The following is a 25589-nucleotide window of genomic DNA, read 5'->3' on the forward strand; positions in this document are numbered from 1 at the left end:
CCGGCTCCATGCGGCAGCAGCATTACCTTCCCGTGCAGTTGCTCCACTGCGGCCTCACTGGCAGCCAGCACCAGATCGAACTCACACTGAACGGCCTGCTGTCACGGGAGAAGAAAGCCCCCCTGCGCCCGCACGAACTCTTCCGCGCCATGGCGCACCGCGCCATTCGACGCGGGTGCGACGGTGAACATCACACAAACGCGGTGATCCGCTTCCAACAACGCGAGAACGTCCATCAGCCGAATACCGGCAACCATAAACGGCACGACCACCAGAACGGTTCGGCACCCCGTACGGAGCACTCGGCTGTGCGCGCCTAACCCAACAGGGCCATTCAGCCATAAAGCCCCTGACATCACAGACCACCGCCCACACCATGGGTGGACGTGATGTCCCCAGATAGACGGGACGGGGCGTTAGCCAGGCGGTGCACACGCGCCACCGCGGACAGGAGAGCCAACTCGCCCCCGCGCCCTCGCGTAGATATCCACTGGCTTCGGCCGTCCGATGCAGGCCTTGAACGCCTGCGCATTGCAAACACGACATCCCCCTGAGTGTCGACTACCTCTAGAGGGAGGGTTGCCGCACCTGCCCGCCAGATTGCTTGCATGGGCCTTGCAGAAACCTTGCTGCCGATATGGCATGCCGCTGAGCGGCCTGTTGGCGGTCGCAGCTCACATGCCGTTGTCGGAGATGATCACCTGGCGTACCGCGTGCCTTAGCACGAGTTCGTCCAGGTCTTTGTTGCTCTCTTCGAGATTGCGCATACGGGAGGACAGATTCTCCCCGCCGCGCTGGTGTCCGTTCCCCGGCCCGCTGGAAAAGTGCCGTGGAGGCGCTGGTGAACGCGAGGTCCATTTGTGTGTGGCTCGGCCCGCTGCGGCTACTTCAGCGTGTTCTTCGGCGTCGGCCGGGTCGCGGTCCCGGAATCGTTTATGAGGGGCGTAATGCTCGTCGCGCGTAGGCGAGTAGTTCATTCTGGGCGGCGGGCTCGGATACTGGGGGCCGAGCAGACCACTCCAAGCGCAACTCCAGCGCCTTGTCGGCGACTTTCTCGGCTTCGGTCAGCAGTCTGTCGTTGAGGTCCTCGATGGCGCCGCTGGTGTCTGGTCCGGTGACGATGACGGGTCCGTAGAGGAGGTAGGGCAGGTTCAGTCCGCGCCAGGTGCAGGCGAGTGCCCAGGCCGCCGGATTCACCGGTAGCCGTATCCCGGCTCCGTTGCTGTGGAGGTGCAGGAGTGCTTGCCGGTGGTAGACGGCCCGGTCCGTGCTGCCTGCGATCAGGCTGCGGAGGACGTCGTGCTGCGCAGTCGAATCTGTCGGGAGGTTGAGGCGTGAGGAGGTGGCATCGGGGTCGATGCGCAGTGCGCTCACGCTCGCCGGGTACCGGTCGGGCTGCGCAGGCGGGTCTGTGTCTGCCTGAGTTTGGTGCTGCTTGTGCTGTGCAGCGCCACGCCAGGGGTCTGGGTGAGTGGGAGCCTGAGGGTCTTTCTCTGTACGCCGGGCGTCATCTCGCCCCATCTGGTCGGTCATAGCACCTCCGAGTGAAAGGGGGTCGCGAGAAGGATCTCCGCGTCGGACTGATCTTCTGCATCTCGCATCCGGCCTCGCCTGGTGCGAGAGGGAGCTGGACAACGGCACCGATCAGCCGGAGGAGCGCAGCCGACGCCGTCTGCGGAAGTCGGGTAGAAGACGCTCCAGATCCGTGAGTTCCCACGGTGTGCCGCCGTTGTTGCGCATGATGCCGTGGTCGGCCAGTAACTTCACAAGCTCTTCCGGGGCCGGTTCTCGGCCGTGGTTGTCGGTGTGCTTAGCCCAGGTCTCGTAGCAGGGGTATGAGGCGATGTAGCGTCGCAGGGTGCTGGGGCTGACCGCTTGGCCGCTCCTGCCCGTCACACCCTGGTCGAAGAGCCACCGGGAGAGCTGTTCGCCGTTGGGCGGGACACCTTCCTGGTCGCGGTAGGCGATCCAGGCGGCGTAGTAGCGGTCGGCCACGGTCTCCACGGCGGGGGGTTGCTCGGTGGTCTCCTCTTCGGACTCAGACCTGTCCGGCTCCGGTTCCGGCCTGGCCGTCGTGTCCTCGTCGCCCGGGGGCGGCCCTGGGAGAGGGGTGCTTGTGTCGGCCGGGGGAGGGGAGGCAGCGCCGTCGTTCGTGTGGTGCCCGAGGGGCGTTTCATCGAGGGCTGGATTCTTTGGCGACGCCGGATTCCACAGGTTCGGCTGCTTCTCGTGGCCCGTCTCGGGTGCCCGCCGTTGTTCCGGTACGGCCATGCGGTGGTCGTGGCCGTTCATGCCGTGCCAATCGCTCCGAGAGCGGCTGGCGCCGACTGGCAGGCGCTCTTTGAAGTCTTCGATGTATGTGGTCAGTTGGCTGTTGCTGAGGTCGGTCACGCCGTAGGTCTCACGCAGCTGCTGGCCGAACTGGTACGCCGACGGGTAGTGGCTGTGGTCGGCGAGGAACTGACGGAAGATGGCGTAGTAGACCTCCTCGCGTGGCATGTCGTCCGGTAACTGGCTCAGCGGCTGCCCCGACCGCTCCTCATACACGTGCCTTTCGGGCTCGTGCTGCTCCGGTATGTATACGCCCCGCTGGTCTTCCACACCCTCACCACCGGGCGGCAGCACCCGGCCGCCGGCCCCCGTCGGCACCGTCGGCTGAGGCTGCTGGTGTTCGGGCTGCACCGCCTGGTCCGGGGCCTGCTGGTCCTGTTGCGAGGCCGACGGTGCCTGTTGCGGGACGGGCGCAGGGTGGGCGGCAGGTCCGGTGCCGTTGATTCCGGGCGTGGCCCCCGGGCTGCCATACGCGTCCGGCTGCCCCTTCGGGGAGGCGCTCTTCAGCCCCACCCTGTCTGCCATTTCGTTCGCCGTGTCCTTCGTGGCCGGGAAAGGCGCGGCTGCTGGCAGCATGGATGGCTTCAGCCCGGCGGCGGTGAGTCCTGCGGGGGCGGTGTCGGTCAGTGGCACCCCGTACCGCGCCAGCCGCAGTGGGATCAGGGACTCCACGGGCGCCTTGCGGCGCCAGGAGCGTCCGTAGCGGGCGCGCAGCCGGGTCTGGTAGACCAGCCGGTCCTGCTCCAGTCTGATGACCTCGTCGTAGCTGCGCAGTTCCCACAGCTTCATCCGGCGCCACAGCCGGAAGGTGGGCGCCGGCGCGAGCAGCCAGCGGGTGATGCGGACCGACTCCATGTGCCGGTCGGCGGTGATGTCGGCGATTCGGCCGACCGCGTGCCGGGCGGCCTCGACGGAGACGACGAAGAGGATCGGGATCACGGCGTGCATGCCGACGCCGATCGGGTCCGGCCAGGCGGCCGCGCCGTTGAAGGCGATGGTGGCCGCGGTCAGCAGCCACGCGGTCTGGCGCAGCAGCGGGAAGGGGATCCGGATCCAGGTGAGCAGCAGGTCCAGCGCGAGCAGGACCACGATCCCCGCGTCGATGCCGATGGGGAAGACGTTGGAGAACGTGCCGAAGCCCTTGTCGAGGGCGAGATCGCGCACCGCGGCGTAGGAGCCGGCGAAGCCGATGCCGGCGATCACTACCGCTCCGGTGACGACCACTCCGGCCAGGACGTGGTGGGTCCGGCTGGATATCCCTGGCGTCGTTTCCTTCCTTGCGGTCACCCTTCTGCCCTTTCTTCATCGGCCCTGTCACCCGAAGCGTGTGCCGACGGGTAGCGGGGGGCTTGGATCTGTCTGAGACGAAGCCCGCCGCCTGCGCATCTTCCTGAGAGCTCCTCCTAGATCGCGTCGGTGGTGGGTGTGTTGGTGAGGAGGAGGCTGATCAGGTGCTCGGTCTCCGGCTCGAGGTCGAGGTCGAGGGCGCGGTTGGCCTGCTGGAGTGTGGTAATGGCGGTGTGGAGCCCGCCTCTGTTGCCCGCGGCGTGCTCGATGCGCATCCAGTCGCGGTAGAGCAGTTCTGCGGTCGGCTCCACGTCGATGCCGATGGCGATGGCGCGGCGGGCGGCGTCGAGGTTGAACTGTCCGCCGGCGGGGTCGGAGCGGTAGGTAGCCAGGGTGTGGGCGATGTCGACGATGCGGCTGATCATCTCTTGTTGCAGTGGGGCGGCCCAGGGCAGGTCCCGGCCGCCGAAGGGCCGGCCACGGACGAGGCCGAGAGCCTGTTCCAGGCAGCGCACGGCGGGGGCGGTGGACTCTGCGGTCAGGCCCCGCTCGGCGAGCTGCTGGAAACGGGTCCAGTCGCAGCGCACGGCGGGGGAGATGCGGTAGCCGTCGGAGCCGCGGGTCCGGCGGGGCACATACGGGTTGCCGTCGGGGTCGGTGCCGAGCTTGTTGCGCAGCCCGTACATGCGCGAGTTGAGGGTCCTGGGGGACCACGGGTTCATCGGGTCCATGGCTTCGCAGATCCCGGCGGCGTCGCGGTGGGGGCGGAAGTAGAGCAGTACGGCGAGCTCGGTGAGTTTGGGGCCGTGGCCGGACGCGCCGACGCCGGTCACCTCAAGGGGGCCCAGGACCCGGATTTCCGGTGCATGCAGATCACGTGCCGCGGGTGTCTCCGGCTCACCATCCCCGCTGGAGTCCTCGGTGGAGCCCGTGCCGGTCGAGCCCTCGGGGTTCGCGGGGGCCTGGCCGCCCTGGTCACCAGAACCCGTGGCGGTCGTGTCCGGGGTGTCGTCGCCGTCGTGCTCCTGGGGGTCCTGGGAGGGGAGGGCGGGGGAGAGGAGGCGTAGTCCGGCCGGGTCGCTGGCGGCTCCGATCAGAGCAGGGAACGGCGTGTCCGGCGACTGCTCGTCACCAGGACCCTCCTTTTCCTCAAGGGCGGGGCCTTCCCCGGGCGAGGGGAGCGGGTCGGAAGCGGTCGGCTCGGGCGGCACCTTTTCCCACACCCCGGTCGCGGGGCGCGCTGGTTGCTCGGCGACCGACAGGGTCTCCAGCAGCTGCTCGTAGGCGTCGGCGGATACGGACTGCAGCCGCAGCCGCGAGCCGAGGACATCCACCTCCTGGGCTCCATCCGAGCGCGTGTCGAGGCGTACGGCGTCGGGGAAGAGCGGGCCGATGCCGTCGGCTGGGAGGACGGCCGCGACTTTCAGGCCACGGGCCTTGTCCAGGGCGTCGGCGAGCTGCCATGCCTCGTCCTGGTTGATGCGGGCGGCGCAGATCAGCATCCACGGCAGCTGGGCGCCGAGTTCAGGGTCCTGGTGGGCCTCCAGGAGCCGCTCGCCCAGGTCGCGGATGGCCGCGGCGGCGTGGGGGAGGTGCCGGATGCGGCTGGTGGGCAGCAGGCGGGGGAGCTGGTGGCCGAGGCCGATCAGGAGGATGTCGGCCTGGTCGGCCCACGGGCTCATTCCGGTCTCCAGCGCGAGCGCGGTGCACACCGCATCCACCTGGGCCTGCTCGCCGTCGACCAGAAGCGTACGGAGGTGGGGGAGGTTGGCCAGGTACAGGCTGCCGTCGTCCCCGGTGCCGAGGGTCGCCAGTCCCGGGTAGGGGGCTGGGGTCTTCCGGGCCTGGTCCGGCTCCAGCAGATCGGCCTGCTCATCCAGGGTCCACCAGCCGCCGGTCCCGACGGTGAACGGCTTCATGGCCTCCCGCGGTTCGTCGGGGAGGAGCTCGACGGTCCGCGCGGTGACCCGCGCGCCGCGCACGGTGGGAAGCGCGTCGCCTGCCTGGGTGGCGTGGTGGGCCAGTGTGCGCAGCGCGGTGTCGAGCAGTTCCGCGCTGGCGGGGGTGGCGCTGGCGGTCAGGGCCTGCTCCAGGCGGCTGGAGTCGTCCGGCATGGCGATGGTCTGGCCCGGTTTGCGGCGGCGCTGCTGGATCAGGCGCAGGATGCCGATGCCGCCGACCAGGACGGCGGCCAGCAGCGCACCGATACCGGCGATGGCGCGGACCTGGATGCCGTGCGATGACGTGTCCGGCCCGGGCGCGGGCTGGTGCGGTGTGTCGGGATGCTGCTGGGTCGGCGCCGGGCTGGCCGGTCGCGTCGACTCCTTGCCACTGTCCCCGCGGTCGTGGTGCTGCGGTGGGGCCTGCGGGCGGGAGTTGGCCTCCGGGCCGCGGGTCGGCTGGTCCGGCCCGGAGGGGGAACCAGACGGCTCGGTGCTGTCCTTGTCGTCGGCGTGGCCGCCGGAGGGGCGCTGCGGATCATCCGGCCGCGGGGCACGGCCGCCCTCGTGCGGGGGCAGGGCGAGGCGTTGTCCGGGGTAGATCTGGTCCGGGTCGGTGAAGGCGCGGCCGTCCGGCCCGGGGTGGTCCTGGTTCAGGTCGAAGATCTCGCCGTAGCGTGCCGGATCTCCGAGGGCGGTCTCCGCGATCGCGGAGAGCGTGTCGCCGGGCGCGACGGTCACCGAGCGGGACGGGGCGTGCTGCGAGTCGGCCGGATCGTCAGCGCTGCTGGTGTCCGGGAGGAGGAGCGTCCAGCCGGGCTGGAGGAAGGCGTTGGCGTCGAAGCGGGCGCCGTCGGCCATGGTGCGGTCCTGGTTGAGGGCGGCGATCTGCGTCCACCGCTCGCCGTCGCCGAGCTCGGTCTCCGCGATGCTCCACAGACTCTCGGCCGGACGCGTGTCGCGCACGGTGTAGGTGCGCTGCTGGTTGCCGCGGTCCGCTGCGGGGGCCGGGGCCTGGTGGTGGTCGGTCGCCGTCGTGGCGCCGGGGATGGCCTCGGCGGTGGGGGCCACGGCCGCGGTGGCAGGGGTGGCCAGCGCGGTGCCGGTGGGCAGCAGGACGAGGATGCTGCTGATCAGGGTAGCGGCGGCGTGCCGGCTGAAGTTGAGGCGGCGGCCACGTCGGGAGGGGCGGCCGCGGAGCTGGGCGGGGATCTCGGCGAGCACGCAGTATGCGAAGTGGGCCCAGGCGATCCAGGCGATGGCGATCAGGGCCAGGAGGAAAGCGCCACCGGTGTCCTGGCGGTCCAGCAGGTGGGCCAGGTCGTCGTGTCCTCGGTCCCACAGCGCGGTGGTGACCTGCGCCAGCAGGACCGGAAGCCCGGCGACGGTAGCGGTCAGGGCAAGGAGGCTGGCCAGGCCGCGCAGGAGTGCTCGGCGAGGCGTCGTCGGCAGTGGGGGAGTGGGCATCACGGGCCTTCCGGAGCATCGACGCCGTAGAGGAGGGTGGCCTGCCCGCGGCCGGTCACCTCAAGGGAGCTGACCCCGGCCACGGCCAGGAACCGGGTGGCATAGGCGGTGTGGGTGGTCACGGTCAGCGTCTTGCCGTCTGGGGAGACGGCGACGCTGCCGCGGGTGCCGGTGGCGCGCAGGTAGGAGCGGGCCGCGGCCTGGGCGGCCTGCGGGTCGGCGACGATGGCGCGTCCGGGGATGGCCTGGGAAGGGTCGATCGCCTGACCGCCGGCCCGGGCCGCCTCGGTGGCCAGGGCGTCGGCGCGTTCCACCGCCCGGGCTTTGCCGCCGCCGTCGACGGCGATGCCGATGATGGCCAGTAGCGGCAGGACGCAGATGGCTACGTAGACCGCGACGCCGCCCCGGTCTCCCGCGAGGCGGCGGGCACGGCAGAACGCGGCGAGGCTCAAGTTCGGGCGCATCTACGCTCCTTCGCGTGTCGGAAAAGCCATAGGTTCGGTAGCGGCTGCCGTCGCAGGTCGCGCTGTGGTGCTGGCCAAAAGGGGACTCCACGGCGCAGTCGGCACGACCGCGTGCCATCACGGACAATGACGCCATGACGCGCTGGATCCGCAGCTACTGGGCCGAGGAAGACATCTGGTTCTACTTCGAGGTCGCCGCCGACGGCTGGGTCGCTCGCCAGATTGAGCTCCAAGGACCGCTCCAGGAGCCCATCGCCGCAGCCTCGTTGGCCGAATGGGAAGCCGCCCAGCAGGCCGGAACCCTTGGAGAATACGAAGCGACGTTCGGCGGCACGGCGGAGGTTCCCGTCCACGAGTGGGAAGCACACGAGCCGCAGGACCTCACCGCCGAAGAGTTTGAGACCGCCTGGCTCACGGCACGAGCAGCCTGCCAAGCAGGAGCTCGAGCACGCTCGACGCACGAAGCGTGAACCCAAGTCCCCTCGCGCACTCACCGCTCGGCACCCACACTTCGGTTCATACTCCACGGCACTTCAGAAGATGCTGACCCGAGAGCTCTTTGCCGGTACTGGTCGACGACCGAGGTGAAGGTCGAGGACAGCGTGCGGGAGCCGGGGGCGGGCAGCATCAGGTCGGTGAGATCGACCGTGCACCGCACGGTCACGGTGACCGAACCGGCCTGCCCCAGCGGCGCGTTGAGTCCGCTGGTGTCCACCGACACGCTGGTGCTCGCGCAGGCGATGCCCTGGTCGGTCAGGGACTCCTCGGCCGCCGCGGTGGCCGCCTGCCGTGCGGTGGCGGCCGACCGCGCCAGGGAAGCCTCGCGGGCGGCGTCCTCGGCCGCGGCGTCGATCTTCGAGCCCGACAGGACCAGGCGGCCTCCGCCGAGCGCCAGACACACAAACATGATCAGCAGCGGGGTGACGATGGCGGCCTGAACCGCCTCACTGCCCCGGTCATCGGCCACACGAGCCCGGAAGGTACCCAACTCAGTCTCCCGGTGTGGTGAAGCGTTCCACGGGCCCGGACGCGGACTGGGTGACCGACAGGCCGGATACGAACGGCAGCAGCGACGGGGCCGTGCCGTGAACCTGGACGCGGACCCGCTCGCCCGTGCTCCCGGCCGTCGACACCGTGGCCGCGCGGAGGCTGTCTCCGGCCGTGCGGTCCAGCACCTGGCGGGCACGGGCCGCCGCGTCGCTGGTCCCGGCCTGGTAGGTGCGGCCGGCGGTGACCCCGTCCCGCGCGGCGGCCAGGGCGATCTGGCGGGCGTAGTACCACATGCTCGCCTGCACGACCGCGATCGTGAGCACGATGACGAACGGGAAGACGATGGCCGTCTGCACGCTCGCGTCGCCCCGGTCGCCGGCCAGGCGGCCTCTCCACTTCCGCCACACGCTCGAGGTGGTGGCCGCCATCAGATGCCCGAGAGTTTCCCGTTGTACTTCGCCACCACCGCGGCGATGGTTCCGGCGATCGCGATGGCGCCGCCGATGGCAGCCACCCAGATGATGACCGTGGTGATGCTGATATCCCCCCGGTCCGGGCGGCGCCGGGCCTCCGTGAGCCCCTTGCCCCAGGCGGCGGCCAGTACGACCGCGGTCTTCACAGCGAGATAACGCATGAACAGGGTTCCCCTCTTTGGTGATATGCGTGGTCAGTTGTGCGTGGTGGTCAGGACGCGAGGATGCGGATGACGGCCGGGAACGCGATCAGCAGCATGACCAGCACCGCCAGCAGAGCACCGGGGGCCGTCATCTTCTCGCTGTCCGCGTTGGCCTCGGCCGCCTGCGCCTCCAGGAGCTCGGTGCGCAGACTCTGGGCGCGGGCCCGCAAGCTGGCGTAGACGGCGGCCCCATCATGGGCCGAGCGGCGCATGATCTCGGCGATGTCCTCCAGCACGGGAAGATCGAGGTCACGGTGGAGTTCCTCCAGGGCCTCCCATGGGGGGATCCGGTCGACCCGTGCCCGCAGCAGAGCCTGCTGCAGGAGCTGGAACGGCCACCCCTGTCCCACGGTGGCCGCGCGTTCCATGGCCTCGGTCGGGCCGGAGCCACCGGAGCGCTTGAGTGCCACCAGGTCCAAGTAGGCGGTGAGCGCGTGGGCGAACTCCTCCCTCGCCCGCTTGGCCTGGTCGCGTACCGACAGGTCCGGCACGATCCACAGGAGAGCGCCGACCGCCAGACCGGCCATGGCCGGCACATAGAACGGCACGCCGACGCCGAGCAGCAGCCACGGGGCCGTGGCCAGCGCGGGGGTCAGCAGTCCCAGAGCGGCCAGGGCGACCTTGGTCAGCACGAACCGCTCGGGGGTCTGCCGGAGCAGGCTGAGGTTCTTGGCCGGTATCCGCACGCCGGGCAGGCCGCCGAGGCGGTCGACAAGCCAGCGCCCCCACACCTCGTCCCGGTCCGCCGGCGCCTCGCCCGGCCCGGCGATCCCTGCGGGTGTGCGCTGCAGGGCTGCGGCCAGCGCCGGCTGCGGGCGCAGCAGTTCCCGCACCAGCACGGCCAGGCCCGCGCCCACGGTGCATCCGGCCACGACAGCCAACGTCGTGTTGCTCATGACACCTCCAGCGCGGTGGCAGCCGGTTCGGACATGCTGCGGACACGGCTGCGCGGATCGGGGACGAGGAAGCGGGGGATGGGACGGTACTCGGCCAGCGACCGCATCCACGTCAGCACGGCGATGAACCCCGCGGTCACCGCGGCCAGGACCAGCTCACCGAGCAGCGTGCCGTACGGGGCGGTGTAGCTGGTCACCAGGAAGCCCATGCCGATCAGGCCAAGGGTGATGAAGGTCATCCAGCGCACCGTCTGCCGTGGCTTGGCCCGGTCCGCCTCGCTCTTACGGCGCTTGCCGACTTCCTCACGGACGGTCTCGGCCAGATCTTCCAGCGACTGCGCCAGCCCCGGGCCGCGGTCGGAGATCGACAAGATGAGCGCGGCCACCAGCTTGTCCGCCGTGACATCGCCCAGCTCGTCAGCGAATTCCCGCAGCGCGTCCTCGGGAGCCCAGCCGAGCTGCAGCCGGTCCGCCAGAGCCGCGACCGGCTCCTCCAGCACGGCCGGGGCACCCCGTCTGCTCGCGATCAGGGCCTGCTGCAACCCCCGGCCGACCCGCAGACCGTCCGCCAACTGGCGCGCCCAATGGCTCAGCGCCTCCAGCCGGACAATGCCGGCTGCGGAAGACGTGGTGGGGGACAGCAGCCAGGGCACCCCGACGACGGCGAGCCCCGTCAGGACCCCGGCCATGAAAACACCGGTCACCAGCCACACGGCCAGGCCGAGCGTGATCCCGGCTCCCAGCAGGGCCTGGCGCCGCATCCGCTGCTCAACGGGGTCCGGCTGGCCCGACTTCCTGGCCCGCCACCGGGCCACCAGGCCCGGACGGTGGGGCTCGGTGGTGCCGGCCAGTCCGGCGATCAGGGCCACCAGGCCGCTGACGACGGCCATCCCGCACACCACCATGATCAGCGCGCTCATGTCGCCACCTTCAGCGTCAGCGGCTGCCCGGCCCAGCTGTCGTACCCCGGGTTCAGCAGGTGGTCCTGGAAGCCCACGCGGCGCAAGTCATTGATGCAGGACGGGTGCATCCGGGGGACCGCGCGGACTTCCCCGAACTCCTCACCCGGCGTGAAGATCGCGTTGGTGGCCGGGCGGCCGAACTCACCAGTCCCGGCGACCTCCAGGACGTGGGTGGCGAACCGGTGCCGCTGTCCGCCGATCTTCGTCTCGTTCACGATCCGCACGAAAACGATGAAGTCGAGCCCGTTGGCGGCCTGCCGGTACGCCAGTTGCTCGGACATGTTGCCCTGCGCCAGCAGATACAGCTCCGCGATCCGGTCGAAGACCACCCCAGGCTGAGAGGCGTGCAGGGTGCACAGATTCCCGCCCTTCCCGTTGGTCATCGCCTGGAGCATGGCCACGATCTCCGGGCCGCGGACCTCGCCGACCACGATCCGCGACAGCGACATCCGCAGCGCCCGGTACATCAGGTCCATCAGCGTGATCTCGCCGATTGGCCGCCCGTCCGGGCCGCGTTCTCCGTTGGACTCGCGGGCCTCCATCGCCACGACCTGCCGGTGGAATCCGCTGTCGTGGGCGAACAGCTCGAACTCGGTCTCGATGGTCCCGAACCGCTCGTCCGGGTCGATCTCCTTGAGCATCGCCCGCATCAGTGACGTCTTCCCTGCCTCTTGCGGGCCTGCGATCAGCACGTTCTTCTCCGCCTTCACGCATGCCGACAAGAAGGCCGCCAAGGTGGGGCTGACCATGCCCAGACGCACCATGTCCCCCAGGTCCGCGTCCTGCACCCGGTGTCGGCGGATGGTCACATAGTTCCGCGCGCTCACCTCGGTAACGGCTTCCAGCCGCGATCCGTCCGCCAGCCGCAGTGCCAGCATCGGGCTGGCCGTGGTCAGGGTGCGCTCGCTCTGCCCGCCGTCGGCGCTGGCCAGCCGCCGCAACAACTCCAGGAGTTCCTCCGGAGAGTCGGCCACCGGCTCGACCCGCTCCCGGCGTCCCCCGGCCAGGTCCAGCCACACCTCGTCATGCCCGTTGATGAAAATGTTCTCCACCTGCGGGTTGTCTAGGTGCTGCTGGAGGCGGCCTGCTCGGAACAGCTCATCGAACACCGCGCGGGCGAGCGCCGCGTCCTCCGCCGGTGTGGGACTCACTCCCCGCTCGGCCGCGGCGGCATCCGACCACTCCGCCACCGCCTCGTTGATCCAGCCCCGGGCCCGCTGCTCGACACTGGCCACGCTCACCGAAGGCGTGGCCTTGCGGAACGCGGTCACCTGCCGGGCGACGCGGTCCTTGACCACGGCGACGGCCTGACGGCCCACCACCACGCTCGGCACTGGCTCACCCAGCACCTGGTGCTGAATCGCGCCATCCACGGAGGCGCCCCGGCTCCGCGGGGAGCCCACCGGGCCGGTCTCGTCGGCGGCCGGGTTCCACGGCCGCGGCACCCGCACACTCGGGTCAGGATGCAAGGGCCTACCACGCACCACCGGCCCTCACCTCCCCTCCACCGGTCGCCGGGCCGCCGCGCGGCGTCAGCCGGGCACGCCGTAGCGCGGCCCGCTGCCGCAACGGCGTCGTCGCTCCCTGCACCGCCCGCATCAGCTCGTTCCGCGCGAAGCGGGACGGCTGCTCCGCCCCGTCCGACAGGACCCGAGCCGGCGACGGACGGTAGGGCAGGGTTGCCAAGACCGGTGTCCGCAACAGCCGTTGCACCTCTCCCGCTGTGTACGGGCCTTCATCCACCAGCAGCAGCCCGAGCTCGCCGACCCGTTCCTGCAACGCCTCGATCCGCATCTGCACCGACTGGATCGAGCGCATCGTGGAGCGCGCCACCATCACCAGCAGATCCGCCCGCTGGGCCAGCACTCCGGACGGGCCGAACGCCCCATTGCGGCCCAGGTCGATGAGCACGTCATGCGGATACTGCGCATGCCGCTCGATCCCTGAGAGGAGATCGGCTAGCTGCTCCCAGGCCGGTGCCAGCGCCGCTGCCTGCGCGGGATCGGTGATCCCCGGCAGCACCAGACGATCCCCCGTCGTCTGCGCCGCCTGCGCGTTCTCGGTCATATCGACCAGTTGCCGCCAGAACGCCTCGGGCAACTCGCCCTTGCGGGCGGCCACCGACAGGTTCTTCAGCCCGTACCGGTCGCCGAGCGAGCCCTGTAACAGCCCATACAGCACGCTTCCACCGTCGGGATCACACTCGGCCAGCACCACCCGGCGGCCCGGCTCCAGCGGCCATGACAGCAGCAGGGCCAGCGCCGTCGTCGTCACTCCGGGCGAGCCGGCACTCCCCGCCAACGCGATCACCGGCATCAGGAACCACCTTGGGCATCGATCAGCAGCCGGATGTTCCCGGTGGACGCCCACGACGCCAGCAGTGGCGCCTCGGCCTTCGCCGCGGCGACGTCGACCACGACCGACCCGGTGCCGGGCGTGGGGTCACCGACCTTCACCACGTGCGCCGGGATGGGCTCGGCCTGCGTCCTGCTCGTCTCCTGGTCCTCGCCCGGCACCCGGACGATCTGCACCCGCTGGCCCGGTGCGAGGGCGCTGGCGGGCACCTGCTCGGGCTTCAGCCCCACCGGCACCACCTGCTCACCGGCCTTCACCAGGGAGCTCCCCGTCACCTGTCCATGGGACAGCAGGGACCCCGGCGTCAGCTCCACAGCGGCCCGCTTGCCCACCACATCGCCCCGGTCGACGGCCTTCACCGCCTTGAGGACCGGGTCCAGCGCGACCGACGCCTCGCCCAGATCCCGGTCCGTGACCACCTGGCCCACCGGGACATGCCGGACCACGGTCACCACCTCGGTGCGCTGCCCGCTCTCCATCAGCAGCAGCGCACCACCCGCGCCACCGCCCGTGATCAGCAGCACGGCCAGGGCGATCAGACCTGGTCTTCTGCGCCGAGCCGATACCCGCGGAGGGGCCACCGGTCCCCTTGGCTGCGCCGGTGCCCCGGCGCTTTGAGCACTACGGTCCTTGGTCTTGCTCACCGCTCCGTCCTTCCGACACCGGCCTCAGCCGAGAGCCTGTAGCTCCCCGACCGACACCTGGACTTGGGACTCCCGGATCTCCGTGAGCTCCCCTGACTGACCGCCGCCGTTCCACTCCACAGCCCAGGTCGCGGTCGCGGTCACCGTGTACTTCTTGCCGGGCCTGGACGCGGAGGTCTGCGCATAGGTGTGGCCGCAGTCCGGCGAGGTCCGCTTCCCGTACGCCTTCCGGTACGGCGTGCCTGCCCCCGTGCAGGTCACGGTGGACCCGTCGCCCATCTGCCACTTGATGCTCGAGACCTTGGCGGTGGCGGTCACCGTCACCGCCCCGGCCGTCGCCGTCGCCGAGGTCGGCCCGTAGGTCGCCGGTGACCTGCCGGCGTGCATCCACACCGGCACTCCCACCGTCCACCGCCCGGCCGCGTCCGGGGTGACGATGTCCGGCCCCTTCAGCAGCATCTTGTCCACCGCCTGCTGCGCCAGCTGGGCCGGATCCGGGCCGGTGGCGGCCGGCGGCGTGGCAGACCAGAACGTTTGGCCGGGCAGCGGCACACCGGCGGTGACCGGGGAAGAAGCCGCATCGAAGACGCAGGCACGCCTGTAGACGGCGCCGTCGCCTGGATCGTGGCCTTCCCAGATTGCGCTCCCGGCCGGCGGTTGCGGGTCGAGCTTCTTCACCACACAGGACTGGAAGTTTGCCTTCTGATTCTTGTCACCTTTGCGCGGCTTGGCGGGCCGGTCCTGAGATGCGTCGGACCCGGGCGAGCCGGGGTCGGTCGCGCAGACACTCACCCAGGAGTGGGTCCCGCCACACAGGCCATTGCCTACGGAATCTTCTGCGTGCGCTTCCGCCGGTAGTAGCGCAGCGGCGAGCAGAGCGGGAGCGGCGATGGAAGTCAGGCTCTTCAGCAGGTGCGCGCCTTGGAGGTGACTTTGAGCATCGTCCACTGCTTCCCCCACTTCTCGGCTTTGATGGTGGTCGTATAGCGCTTGAGCTGCCCCTTCGCAGGAGGCACTGTTTTTCCGGATTTGCGGTTGACGCTGATCCATTTGGAGACATCAAGGCAGTCGTTGATCGTCGCCCGGGGGACTTGCCGGTCCATGTCGATCCCCGTGACTTCCGGGTCGCTGGTCGGCTTGCCCCTGGTTACCACTCCGGCTTTCTGCAGGCTCAACACGTCGCCCTCAGCCCGCCCCAGAGCGTCGGCGCTGGCGTATTTGTCGAGGTCAGTGCCTTTGACGCTCGCTTTCGAGTACGCCTTGACCTGTTCGCTCCAGTAGCTCCGGTACGCCTCAAGAACGTCGCGCTTGTCGGCAGCCTGCGGATCGGAGCTGGCCGACGACTTCGAGGGCTCCGGGGCCGATGCAGCGGGCGTGGACGAGCGCTTGGACTCGCCCGATGCCTTGTCATCGCCGCTACAGGACGAAACGGACAGCGCCACGCCGACCGCGATCGTCATCGCCCCGTACCGTGCGATCCGGGCCGTCCGGCCGCAGTGAACTGTGGGGCGGGCGGATGAACGTGGAGCTGTCACAGGACCTCCTGGGCGAGTGCGGACGATGGCGGGCGGAGCCAGCAGATCCCCGGGCCGCGCGCTCGGGGAGGAAATGTGGAGAGAGCTGAGCAGAACATGCTGTTTCCCTTGTTTGCTGTCATGAGCCGGTCATCCTGAAGGTTCAGGCCGGGGACCGTTACGGCTTGTACGCGAGGGCGGCGTGGATGCAGGAGTCGGTCTCCGCACCCGGCCGGGTGTCCTCGGCTCTCCAGCGGTTGGTGGCCACGATGCCGGGGGCGAGCACGGCCAGGCCCGCTCCGTCGAGGAATCCGGCGATGGTGGCCTTGTCCCGCGGGGTCACGATCACCCCGCCCTCGGCATACATCCGCGTCAGGTTGTGCACCGGGCGCCGCTCGTCGTCGTAGTCGTAGGTGCCCTGGCTGAAGGCCACGTAGCTGCCGGATGGAAGCGTGCTGACCAGGCGTTTGATGATCCCGGCCGGGTTCGCGTCGTCGGGGACGAACAGGAAGACCGACGCCAGCAATAGCCCGACTGGCTCTTCGAAATCGATGAACTCCCGCACGGCCGGGGCCTGCACGATCGCGTCGGGATCGCGGACGTCTGCGGTGAGGTGGCGGACCCGGTCATCCACGGCGAATGACGCCTGCTGGTTCGCGGTGATTACCGCGTCCTGGTCGACGTAGACCACCCGGCAGGCAGGATCGGCCGCCTGCGCCACTTCGTGCACGTTGGGGGAGTGGGCGAGCCCGGAGCCGATATCGAGGAACTGCCGGATGCCGTAACCAGCGAGAGCAGCCACCGCCCGCATGATGAATTTGCGCTGGTTGCGCGCGATGAGCCCTACGTTGGGTACTCGCTGCTCTATTCGCTGGGCCAGGGTGAGATCACCGGGCCAGTCGTCTCTTTGGTCCCCCAGGAAGTGTGCATATAACCGCGCCCCGTGCGCGGTGTCATCGGTCATGCTGCTCTCCAGTGGTCTTGGATCCGCTCGAGCAGGAGGCGCGTCTGCTCTCCGCGGCGCGTGGCCTTCCCGACGGTCTGGTCCAGGACCGCGGTGTAGTGCGCGACGGCTGAGGGTTTGTTCACGAAGCTGAGGTCGTCGAGTTGCTGGACGCAGACGATGTCCGGCAGCTCGCGTAGGCGCAGGCGGTAGACACAGCAGGCCCCGGCGCGCGCCGCGGGCGAGGGGCCGGCGTCGTACGGCACTATCCGGAGGTCGACGCGCGGATGGGCCGCCATCTCCAGCAGGTACGTCAGCTGGTCGGCCATGATGCCGGCGCTTCCGATCTGCCAGTGCAGTACCGGCTCGTCCAGCACCACCCACAGCAGCGGCCCGGCGTCATCCTCCAGCACGGCCTGGCGCCGCTTGAGGAGATCGAGCTGCCGGTCAGGATCGGGGCCGGGGTCCAGAGCGCGGGCGTAGTCCTCCGTCTGCAGCAGGGCGGGCACCTCCCACGGCGCGTAGGCCCTGATCCGGGTGGCACCGCCCTCCAACATGACGCAGTCCGCCATCGATTCGGACAAGCCGTACGAGTCCCACCAGTTCCGGCCCGACGCCCTCTCCGCCAGCTCCACCAGCGCGCTGACTTCCCCCGCGTCAGCACCGTAGAACGACAGCAGCTCCCGCAGATCCGGCGGCCGCGGGGGCCTGCCGAGCCCCTGCTCCATCCGCCGGATGGTGGTGTGATGCAGCCCGAGCCGGCCAGCTGCCTGAGCGAAGCTACGGCCCGCCCGCTCCCGCAGCGTCTGCAGGTGCTTGGCCAGCACCCTGCGCAGTATCGCCGGACTGTCCTCGGACACGTCACTCCTATCCCTGCCGGTGGCCCCGCACGTCGTGCCTACGCGCATCGAGATTTGCGAATCGCATTCCGCGACTCGGCTGTGACTCATGTGATGGTAGTGGTCACTCCGCTACGCAGGGCAAGCGACGCGCCGGGTTCGTGACACCTCTGATGCCTCAACTCGCGGACAGCACAGCCCAGTCGGGCCGCTTTGCGGTCGTGGAGGCTATACGCCGGGCGGCTCCGACTGCGGTCGGTGCGACACCAGGTACGTCGCCGGCCAAGCGGCCTCGTGCTCCGGCCGCGGAGGGACCGCCAGCAGGCCAAGCGCCCGCGCGCCGGTGCCCGCGGCGCGGTCACAGGTCTGTCCAGGCGCACCGATCGGCCGATTCGTGTGTGCGCCAGCGTTCCGGAGGGCCAGCCAGGCGCGTCCACACCGGTGCTCCAGGCCCGTGCTCTTCGAGATCGGACAGAACCGCAGCGCCGAGCGGCACCCTGCTCGCCATGCGGGCGACCAGCGGATGCTCCGTGGCCATGGCCTGGAGATCCTCGATCCGGTGCTGGTGGGAGGCGGCCCCCGCATTGGAGAGCACGAAGAGCAGCCTCGGGAAGACCGGGTACCAGCGCTGCCAGGTGGGCGCGGTGGTCGGCTGATGCGCGGCGCTGCGGCGGCCTGGTGGCAGCGGGGTGTGGGCGTAGAACCGCGCGTATTTGATCAACTTGCTCGCGAGCTTTCCACTGCTCCCGGTTGCGCGATCGACCTCGACGAAAGCCTGGAGCTGCACCCGCGTGCCCTGCAGCGAGGCGGCCCCGTAGTGCAAGAGCGCATCGGCCTTCAGCAGGTCGCCCTCGGCGAGGTGGTGCGTGGTCTCCGGCGACCAGTCCCACGGCCCGTGGTCATCCCCTCGCGCCCGGGCATCTGTGGCGAAGGCAAGGTGGGTGTCCACCACCGCGCGGGTGTGGGCGGCGATGAGCGATGCCACCGTCTTGCCTGTGACCGGATGCCGGGGCCGGTCTCGCAACTCCGGCCAGCCCTCGGTGGCCCGCGCACCGGCCTGGGTGAGATACCAGGCACGAAGCCGGTTCGTCCTCGGCAAGGTGATGCAGTCGACCAGGTGCTCCTTGCGGAGGGTGTTCAAGGCGGCAGACAGCCGTTGGCGCGTGCTGGGCAGGAGCATGACCTGCAACTGCCGGGTGTCCACCATGCGGTGCTGGGCCAGCGCCGCGAGGGTGCGGTGCGCGAGCGTGTCCATGGACTCCCTGAGGTGCGGAGACTGCTGCTCAAACGCGGATGAGGTCATTGGAAGCTCCGGGGTGATGTTGCGGTCTCGTCAGGATCCGAGCTGGAAGAGGTAGTGGTGGCCGCGGCAGGTGCCGAGCGGGTGAGGAAGTCGAGCACCTGCTGTTTCTGGTGATTGGCGACGGAGATCAGCTCACCGATAGGTCGAGCCGCCGCCATGTCATCCGCGGCGCGGTTCAACGCGGGCACGTCGTGGGGACGGGCCAGTCGGCGGAAGGTCTCGTGCAGCTCGGGCCCGCGCATCTGCAGCGGCCCGACACGGCGTCCGTCGACGGTGAGGCTGATGTAGTGGTGATAGCGCTCAAGCTCCGTGACCTCGACGGGGTCAACTTGATCGCCCCACTCATTGGTGATGAACCGGATCGCCTCCAAGGACCCGGCGGTGGTGGACAAGGTGGAGGAGTTCTGCAGGAGCGATCCGCGGACCGCACCACTCAGCCGCTGCAGCAGCTGGGTCATGCCGTGGACGCGCACGCGGAACTTCCTCAGTTGCTCGAGGATCTCGGCGATGCTGCTGTCCGCGGCCCCGTCCAGGGAGATGAGCTCGTCCAGGTAGGCGTGGAACGGAACGCGCTGACGTTCGTCCAGATCACGTCGGGACAGCCCAGCTCGCAGGAGGTCACGGACAAGGAGCGCCACCAGCAGTCGGTCGGTTGGGCCATTGCCGGCCGGACAGACCCACACGACCATCCGGCGGTCCATGGCGGCCCGGATGTCGTAGGCCCCTACCGGACTGCCGAGCATGGCCCGGGTGACCGGATTGGAGGCGAGCCGGTCCAAGGGGTTGAGCACCGTGGGCAACGCGTCGGCAGGGATCGCGAGGAAGGAAGTGCGCCACCAGGCAGCCTGTTCCTCATCAAGGATCCCCACGACCGCCTCGCGGAAGACGGGATCACTCAGAAGCGGCCGGATGTGGAAGATCGTCGCCTGGCAGCCGGCCATCCGCGCTCGGCAGGCGGCACCGTTGACGGTAACCAGGGCCTGCACTGCTTTGGTCGCGATGGTGATGGCACGCGGAGCGGTGACGTCGTTCCAGCCCAGAGCGGACGCCAGAGCGTCCGATACAGCCGCCGCCACCTCATGTGCCAGCTGCCCGCGATCCATGCCCAACGGGTTCCAGCAGCCCAGCCGCGCCTGCGGGCTGGTGACGGCCAAGTCGATCCGCGCGATCCGCGCCATGACCTCCTCGACGGCGAGGAACGGAGCGGCCCGCTTCCAGGAGTCCCCGTGCGGGTCCATGTACAGCAGCCCGTGTCCGGCATGCGCCAGCCCCACCGCCTGACACAAAGCGCGCTCGGTCTTGCCGCCACCGGCCTTGCCGATCGCGACCTCGAACAGCGTCTCCTGCTCACGGGTAGCCAGCAGCCGCCACCGGCCGTCCGGACCGCGGTGCCAGCCCTGCAGCAGCAGCTCAGGATTCCCCAGACGGAAGGTCGGCACGTCACGGGGCATCAGCGGCAGCCGACAGTGCGCAGTCGGAGGCTTCAGCAGCCCGGCGAGCTCCTCGAAGTGAACCCAGTTGGTATGCGGCGGCCGCATCTGCCCGGTGCGCCACCGGTGATCGAACACCTTGCGCCATGGCGGCCGGTCCGGGCCGATACGGATCGGCCCCCACAGCTTTCCCATCCACGCAAAGCGCGTCCGGGCGGAGAAGACGTCGAGCGCAGCGTGGATCTGCCGCATCCGGCGTTCAGCTCGGCCAACCGTATTCGAGGAACAGCGCACCATCAGCTGGACACGCACCAGATGCGCATCCTCAGCCAACTTGCCCAGCACCCGCTCCCGGTCGACGCGCCGCGGAGTGGGCGGCATCACCATCCGCCGTGGTGAGTAGCTCTCCCGGGCTTCCCTGCCCGGCGTCAGCAAACGCGATAGCTGGAAGGCGACAGAGTCCTCTGCCTCACGAGCATCCTGATGCATCCACCGCGCCGCTCGACGCGCTTCGCGGCGCTCTGCCTGGCGAGCGGTCTGGATCACCTGCCAGCGGCGCGTCTTGAGCTGCCAGCGAGGCGCTGGCTGCAGATCCAGACACACCTCCGCCAGATCCCCCAGCTCGGCGCGCAGGTCGGCGACCGCATCCACCAGCGGCTGCAGCGGATCCGGCGCCAGCGGCACCTCGCGGAGCCGGGCGCCCGCCCCTCCATGCAGCGCGAACTGGGCCCTGACGGTGAACAGGCGCCGTTTGTCGCGGACAACGGGCGCGATCTTCTCGCAGCGAACCGCCCCATATGGAGTGGTACGCAGCAGATGGACCGCACTGGCCGGACCCTCCACCCGATACGACAACGGCCGTGAACCATCCGCGCGCATCCGAACCCGCACCGCTTTGGCACGCCGTGGAGTCCACCACGGGCCGGCCACTGCCGCCCGCGACAGCTGCGCCCCGTAACGGAAGATCTCCTCAGGAGAGGGATCAAAGCGCCGGGATGGCACCAACTCGACGGCCATGCGCCGGCCGGTGGCCCGGTCCGCAAGGCGTCGTTCGATCCAGTCGCCCACGCCGTACAGCAGCAGCGCGGCCAGCGTCAGCCACAGCCACTGGTCCAACACCCACCCCACGACGCCGGCCGAGGTTTCCAGTGCGCTGGCAGCGTGCCGCATGTCAGACGGTGCGCCGGTCAGTGTGCTGGCCATCAGCGTGACGGTGTCCACCTGTTGCCTCCATCCCGGGTGAGGAACACCCGTGCCGTGCGGTTGTCGGCGTCGCCGATCCCGGACGGGGAGGCACCGGCCCATACCAGGTGCACCACCACCCGTCGGCTCCCTGCGCGACGGGCGATAGCGGCCTGAATACGGAAGTCGCGGTAGGAGCGGACCTCTGCGTCGGGGAAGTAGTCGGGCCAGCGCTGCCTGCCGCGGCCGGTGACCTCCGCCGTCCACACCGCGCGCCCGAGCCGGACCAGGCGCCGCTCGGTCTCCGGGGAAAGGTCGGGAGGGGAGGAACGGTCGAGCGCTTGCTGGACAGCGGTATCTCCGGCGGGCCCTTCGCCGGGCGGCGGCAGCACCTCGTGTCCGGTCGGGGCGGCTTCGCTCCGCGTGCCGTGCTCGCGCAGCGTCGGACCCGTCGAGCGCCGTGGCGCGGCCGAACCCGCCGATGGCGAGTAGGGCTTCCGTGGGATCGAGCGAGCGCTGGGCTGAGCGGGTGCCTGGCTGTCGGTGCTGTCGCCCTGGATCAGCAGCACGCTGCCGACCAGGGCCAGAACGGCCGCCGCGCTCAGCGTCGCCAGGACAGACCTGCGGGACCTGTGAGCCGTCCCCTCACGGATGGAGAGGCGCTTGCGTGAATGAGCCTTCTTCCTGGTCGAGGTCACCATGGCCGGGCTCCTCCGGCGTAGTCGGACATGACGCTCACCGGGTCGACCTGCACCTTCGTGCCTGGTCGCAGGGCATTGATCATTTTGCCGTTGCCGAGGTAGATGCCGACGTGGTGGATGGTGCCGTCCGACGTGGGCACGTAGCCGTAGAACACCAGGTCGCCTGGCTGAAGTGCCTTCACCCCGGCGGAAGCGGGGATACGGCGTCCCACGCCGGCCTGTGCGGTGGCGGTCCGCGGCAGGGTGATCCCTGCTTGGGCGTAGGCGTAGCTGGTCAGTCCCGAGCAGTCGAATCCCCGGATGCGTTCCCCGGACGATCCGCCTGGGCTGCAGCAGATCCCGTAGGAGGGGCCGTTGACGGATCCGCCACCCCAGGAGTACGGCATCCCACGCTGGCTGAGCGCGGCTGCCAGGACCGTCCGGGCCTTGCCGGTGACTCCCTTGACCGACGCGGTCGTGCCGGTGGTCTTGTAGCGGCTGATCCACTCCATCACGTCGGCGACATAGGCAGCCGAGTGGTTGTAAGAGCGTATGGCCGTCTCCAGTTGCCGCTGCTGAGTCAGATCACGGCCCGGTCCGCTGCCGCACAGGTACACCGCCGCGCTCAGCGCCGCGTCGTCGACGTTGTGGGGGTCCCTCGCCCTGTCGTCGTTGCCGTCCTTGCCGACGTTGCGGAAGGTGGAGGGCAGGAACTGGAAGGGGCCGACGGCACGTTCGCCGTCCGGATCTCCATCCCACCGGCCGCGGTCGGTGTCCGGCACTGGTGTGGTGTTGCCGCCCGCCCCGGAGCCGTCGAGCTGCGGGCCCAGGATGCGCGGGCGGACATCACCGTCGGAGCTGACTGTGCGTCCGGCCGCATGTCCGGACTCGACCTTGGCGATGCCGGCCAGGACCTGCCACTGCATCCCCCGGCACCGGGGCCGGTAGGACCGGACGTTCTCGGCGGCCGCGATGTAGGCGGTGAGCATGCGGGCCGGGATGTCAGCGCCTGCCGCCGTCGTGTTGGCCGCGGTCCCGCCCGAGCCGGAGGACGCCGACATCGACATCGTCATCGGCCCCGCGCAGCACACCAGCGCGACGAACAGGATCATCCCCAGGCACCCCATTTTCCGTTTCACGAGTCGTCACCGTCCTGGTCACCGCGGCCGCCCCAGCGGGGCCGCCGCTCCCAGGCGGAGCGCTGGGCCTGCATCAGGGAGTCGAGGATCCGCCGGCGGGCCTCACGGCGCGGATCGACACCGGCGCTGGAGGAGGCGGCGGGCCGCGAGCCTCCGATGTGCGAGTGCGGGCGGTTCGGCGAAGTCGCCAGGACAGCGGCCGTGGCGGTCGTCGTGACGCCGCGGCGTACGGCGGCCGATGCAGCCGGACCGTAGACCTGCGCGGTCGTGGCGGCCCGCTGCCCGGCCCGGTCCACCGCCCGGCCGACCGGCTCCCAGCTCTGGCCATCGGTGCGCACCTGGTTGCCGTAGACCCGCAGCTGAGTGCGGGCGTCCTGCGTCGCCCGGCTGGCTCGGCCGCGGCCACGGGAGATGGTCGCGGGCAGTCCGTAGGTGGAGTAGTAGGACAGGCGCCCGGCCCGCCGGGCGATGCGGTATCCGCGGAAGCGCACCATGCGGTTGTGGACCCGGGTGCCCAGCAGCGTCCGCCCGTCCCTGGGGTCGTACAGAACCTCCCCGGTGCGCCGGTCGGCGATCATCCGCGCGGTGCCGCCCCGGCCCGAGCCCGTCTCGTCCCCGCCTTCCGCAGAGCCTTCGCCGTCACCGTTGCCTGCGGCGGTGGGCTTGCGCCACCGGTCGAGCTTGGCGTCGTCCGGGCGGCGGCCGATCAGCAGACCATAGGCGCCCCCGAAGGCGAGACGGCCCGCGATGAGGGCGGGAGCCAGGCCGCGGGCGTGCTTCGGCGGCGGCATCCCCCAGCAACTGCCCGGAGTCGACGGGCATACCGGTCCCGTCGGTCAGGGCCATCACGTTGTTGAGGAGCTTGTGGCGCATGCCCAGGGCAGCGTGCGCCGGTGATCCGCCGCCGAGGGCCATCAGCCCCGGCGATCGCCCGAAGCTGGTCGAGCCGTGCATGGCCAGGGCCGCGCCGATCTCGGAGGTGTCCCCGGGCAGATGCGTGCCGCCGACTTTGGCGTAGCGCATGCGCATCGCCATGCGGGACCCGAACTCGCTGGCGCCTCGCAGCAGACGGCGGTGGAAGGCGAGGGCCGCCAGCGCCAGGGCGTCGACAAGGAGCAGCCGCTCGACCATCAGGTCCGGTCCGTCCGTCAGCACCGCATCCACGCCGATCCCGAAAGCGGGCAGGAAGCCGGCGGTGACGAACATCAACAGGACGGAGACGAGGAAGATGGACGCCCACCGCCAGACGACCATGCGGCTGGGGCCGGGCAGCATGCCCCAGACCAGGGCGACGCCGCCGACCGCGGCCGCGCCGACGTCGGCGCCCTGGGCGCCGAGCAGGACCAGGGCCATGGTGCTGGCCAGGGCGGTGATGAGGATGACCGCGATGAGCAACAGCAGCACCGCGCCGACCCGGTCCCACGTCGGGTTCTCGGCGTACGCGGCGGCCGCTTTCCCGGTGTCCCCGGCGTCCTCCAGGTCCTTCAAGAAGTCGTCGAAGTCGACCTCCGAGGGGTTGAGCGCGCTCAGCGGATCGACTTTGAGCTTGATAGTGTCGCCGATCTCATGGAGTGTCGCCTCCCGGCGGCTCTCGCCCCGCAGGCAGTACTCCAGGGCCCGGCCGGTCATTGGGGCGGGCTCGGCCTTGCAGACCTTCTCCCGCTCGGCGCGCTTGGCCGCGGTGTCGTACTCCTTGCCCCGCACCCACTTCAGGTGGGCGGCGTATGCCTTCTTGTCGCCGGGGTCTTTCGGGTCGAGGATCCGGCCGTACTGCAGCAGCTGGTAGGGCTTGACGACCAGGACGTCGGTGAGCACGTTCTGGATGGGCTGGGCGACCGAGGCGGCATGGACGTCGGTCTTTTTGCACGCGTCCTGGATGGGCCCCATGACCATGTCGCACGGGTCATCGCTGCTGCCCTTTCCCCAGTGGCTGTCCACCGTGATCTGGGTGACCTCCATGGCGGCCTGGTGCGTCTGCTCCAGTGGCCCGTTGTGACCCAGCAGGTAGTCGGGGCGGATCAGGCTGCTGGCGGCGATCGCCGCGATCACCAGGGTCAGCACGATCTCCCCGAGCCCGCGGCCGACCTTGCCGCGCTGGAAGAGGATCAGCCCGAACACGAACGCCCAGGACAGCAGCAGTCCTTTGAGACCGAGGGTGTCCACGACGATCTTGTTGTATTCGTCGGCCACCTGCTGCGCGGGCCGGAGCAAGAGCTTGAGCAGCGGAAAGTCGAGTGCGGTCTTGATGAGCCAGCAGCTCAGGCCGACCATCAGCCGCACCAGCGTGAACAGCCCGCCGAGCAGCAGAGTGCGCACCTGTCCGCCGACGTTGGTCACTTTCCCGCCGTCGGCGCCGAGCTCGTATCGGTTCAGCGGGGCGCCTTCGCCGGTGCGGATGTTCAGTGGAGCTAACAGCCCGCCGCCGCCCTCCCCTTTACCGTCCGCCGCGGTGGCGACCGAAGTGTTGACGATCACGAACACGGCGGTGATCAGCGCCACGAATCCGGTCGCCCGTAGCGTGCCCCGGTCAAGCCGCCTCACGGGCCC

The 25589-nt window shown here is 70.0% G+C and carries 22 protein-coding genes and 1 pseudogene; 2 read left to right on the forward strand and 21 right to left on the reverse strand.

Annotation, left to right across the window (positions count from 1 at the left end; all coding sequences use genetic code 11):
- Window positions 1-8 precede the first annotated feature (8 nt).
- The gene (locus J5X86_RS43200) at window positions 9-320 is read left to right on the forward strand and encodes a hypothetical protein (protein WP_208522093.1); all 312 of its coding nucleotides are present in this window, start codon (window positions 9-11) and stop codon (window positions 318-320) included.
- Window positions 321-933: 613 nt separating this feature from the next.
- Here the strand turns inward: J5X86_RS43200 and J5X86_RS43205 are convergent.
- The 4 genes and pseudogenes from J5X86_RS43205 to J5X86_RS43220 form a co-directional block, all read right to left on the reverse strand.
- The gene (locus tag J5X86_RS43205; RefSeq protein WP_208522094.1) at window positions 934-1374 is read right to left on the reverse strand and encodes a hypothetical protein; all 441 of its coding nucleotides are present in this window, start codon (window positions 1372-1374) and stop codon (window positions 934-936) included.
- A 960-nt stretch (window positions 1375-2334) separates the two neighbouring features.
- A pseudogene (locus J5X86_RS43210) lies at window positions 2335-3618 on the reverse strand (DUF2637 domain-containing protein); the annotation flags it as partial.
- Window positions 3619-3734: 116 nt separating this feature from the next.
- Window positions 3735-7025 (reverse strand): LysM peptidoglycan-binding domain-containing protein, encoded by a 3291-nt coding sequence (locus J5X86_RS43215; protein ID WP_208522095.1) that lies wholly within the window; start codon window positions 7023-7025, stop codon window positions 3735-3737.
- On the reverse strand, window positions 7025-7489 hold the full coding sequence (locus tag J5X86_RS43220) for a pilus assembly protein TadG-related protein (protein ID WP_208522096.1): 465 nt from the start codon (window positions 7487-7489) through the stop codon (window positions 7025-7027). Before J5X86_RS43220 ends, J5X86_RS43215 begins: the two co-directional genes overlap by 1 nt.
- Before the next feature lie 134 nt (window positions 7490-7623).
- Here J5X86_RS43220 and J5X86_RS43225 point away from each other — a divergent pair, with 134 nt between their 5' ends.
- Entirely contained in the window at window positions 7624-7959 is a 336-nt protein-coding gene (locus tag J5X86_RS43225; protein WP_208522097.1) for a hypothetical protein, read from the forward strand.
- A 20-nt stretch (window positions 7960-7979) separates the two neighbouring features.
- On the opposite strand, the gene J5X86_RS43230 is transcribed toward J5X86_RS43225, so the two are convergent.
- The 17 genes from J5X86_RS43230 to J5X86_RS43310 all read right to left on the reverse strand — a co-directional run bounded on the left by J5X86_RS43230 (window position 7980) and on the right by J5X86_RS43310 (window position 25583).
- Window positions 7980-8456, reverse strand: a complete 477-nt coding sequence (locus J5X86_RS43230; protein WP_308124896.1) for a TadE/TadG family type IV pilus assembly protein — start codon at window positions 8454-8456, stop codon at window positions 7980-7982.
- Window positions 8457-8478: 22 nt separating this feature from the next.
- Window positions 8479-8907, reverse strand: coding sequence for a TadE family protein (locus tag J5X86_RS43235; RefSeq protein ID WP_208522098.1), 429 nt, complete (start codon window positions 8905-8907; stop codon window positions 8479-8481).
- Window positions 8907-9113, reverse strand: coding sequence for a hypothetical protein (locus J5X86_RS43240; RefSeq protein ID WP_208522099.1), 207 nt, complete (start codon window positions 9111-9113; stop codon window positions 8907-8909). The genes J5X86_RS43235 and J5X86_RS43240 overlap by 1 nt, the downstream gene beginning before the upstream one ends.
- Before the next feature lie 50 nt (window positions 9114-9163).
- Window positions 9164-10051, reverse strand: coding sequence for a type II secretion system F family protein (locus J5X86_RS43245; protein WP_208522100.1), 888 nt, complete (start codon window positions 10049-10051; stop codon window positions 9164-9166).
- Window positions 10048-10971 carry a type II secretion system F family protein gene (locus J5X86_RS43250; protein WP_208522101.1) on the reverse strand — a complete coding sequence of 308 codons (924 nt, stop codon included), beginning with the start codon at window positions 10969-10971 and terminating at the stop codon, window positions 10048-10050. The genes J5X86_RS43245 and J5X86_RS43250 overlap by 4 nt, the downstream gene beginning before the upstream one ends.
- A complete protein-coding gene (locus J5X86_RS43255; RefSeq protein ID WP_243982972.1) occupies window positions 10968-12482 on the reverse strand; it encodes a CpaF family protein in 1515 nt (504 codons plus the stop codon). The genes J5X86_RS43250 and J5X86_RS43255 overlap by 4 nt, the downstream gene beginning before the upstream one ends.
- Before the next feature lie 4 nt (window positions 12483-12486).
- Entirely contained in the window at window positions 12487-13329 is an 843-nt protein-coding gene (locus J5X86_RS43260; protein WP_208522103.1) for a hypothetical protein, read from the reverse strand.
- The gene (locus tag J5X86_RS43265) at window positions 13329-13949 is read right to left on the reverse strand and encodes an SAF domain-containing protein (protein WP_308124897.1); all 621 of its coding nucleotides are present in this window, start codon (window positions 13947-13949) and stop codon (window positions 13329-13331) included. The genes J5X86_RS43260 and J5X86_RS43265 overlap by 1 nt, the downstream gene beginning before the upstream one ends.
- An 87-nt stretch (window positions 13950-14036) precedes the next feature.
- Window positions 14037-14960: an ATP/GTP-binding protein gene (locus J5X86_RS43270; RefSeq protein WP_308124898.1), complete on the reverse strand. Its 924-nt coding sequence runs from the start codon at window positions 14958-14960 to the stop codon at window positions 14037-14039.
- Window positions 14918-15472 carry a hypothetical protein gene (locus tag J5X86_RS43275; RefSeq protein WP_208522105.1) on the reverse strand — a complete coding sequence of 185 codons (555 nt, stop codon included), beginning with the start codon at window positions 15470-15472 and terminating at the stop codon, window positions 14918-14920. Before J5X86_RS43275 ends, J5X86_RS43270 begins: the two co-directional genes overlap by 43 nt.
- A 232-nt stretch (window positions 15473-15704) precedes the next feature.
- The gene (locus J5X86_RS43280; protein WP_208522106.1) at window positions 15705-16490 is read right to left on the reverse strand and encodes an SAM-dependent methyltransferase; all 786 of its coding nucleotides are present in this window, start codon (window positions 16488-16490) and stop codon (window positions 15705-15707) included.
- A complete protein-coding gene (locus J5X86_RS43285; protein ID WP_208522107.1) occupies window positions 16487-17329 on the reverse strand; it encodes a helix-turn-helix transcriptional regulator in 843 nt (280 codons plus the stop codon). Before J5X86_RS43285 ends, J5X86_RS43280 begins: the two co-directional genes overlap by 4 nt.
- A gap of 337 nt (window positions 17330-17666) precedes the next feature.
- On the reverse strand, window positions 17667-18563 hold the full coding sequence (locus J5X86_RS43290) for a replication-relaxation family protein (RefSeq protein ID WP_243982974.1): 897 nt from the start codon (window positions 18561-18563) through the stop codon (window positions 17667-17669).
- A 44-nt stretch (window positions 18564-18607) separates the two neighbouring features.
- Window positions 18608-21262 carry an ATP/GTP-binding protein gene (locus J5X86_RS43295; RefSeq protein ID WP_308124899.1) on the reverse strand — a complete coding sequence of 885 codons (2655 nt, stop codon included), beginning with the start codon at window positions 21260-21262 and terminating at the stop codon, window positions 18608-18610.
- Entirely contained in the window at window positions 21244-21924 is a 681-nt protein-coding gene (locus J5X86_RS43300) for a hypothetical protein (protein ID WP_208522109.1), read from the reverse strand. Before J5X86_RS43300 ends, J5X86_RS43295 begins: the two co-directional genes overlap by 19 nt.
- A complete protein-coding gene (locus J5X86_RS43305) occupies window positions 21918-23015 on the reverse strand; it encodes an NlpC/P60 family protein (RefSeq protein ID WP_208522110.1) in 1098 nt (365 codons plus the stop codon). Before J5X86_RS43305 ends, J5X86_RS43300 begins: the two co-directional genes overlap by 7 nt.
- A gap of 666 nt (window positions 23016-23681) precedes the next feature.
- Complete coding sequence (locus J5X86_RS43310; RefSeq protein ID WP_208522111.1) at window positions 23682-25583, reverse strand: hypothetical protein; 1902 nt, start codon at window positions 25581-25583, stop codon at window positions 23682-23684.
- Between the last annotated feature and the right edge of the window lie 6 nt (window positions 25584-25589).

The sequence above is a fragment of the Streptomyces sp. NEAU-YJ-81 genome (assembly GCF_017592595.1).
GTDB classification, from domain to species: Bacteria; Actinomycetota; Actinomycetes; order Streptomycetales; family Streptomycetaceae; genus Streptomyces; species Streptomyces hygroscopicus_B.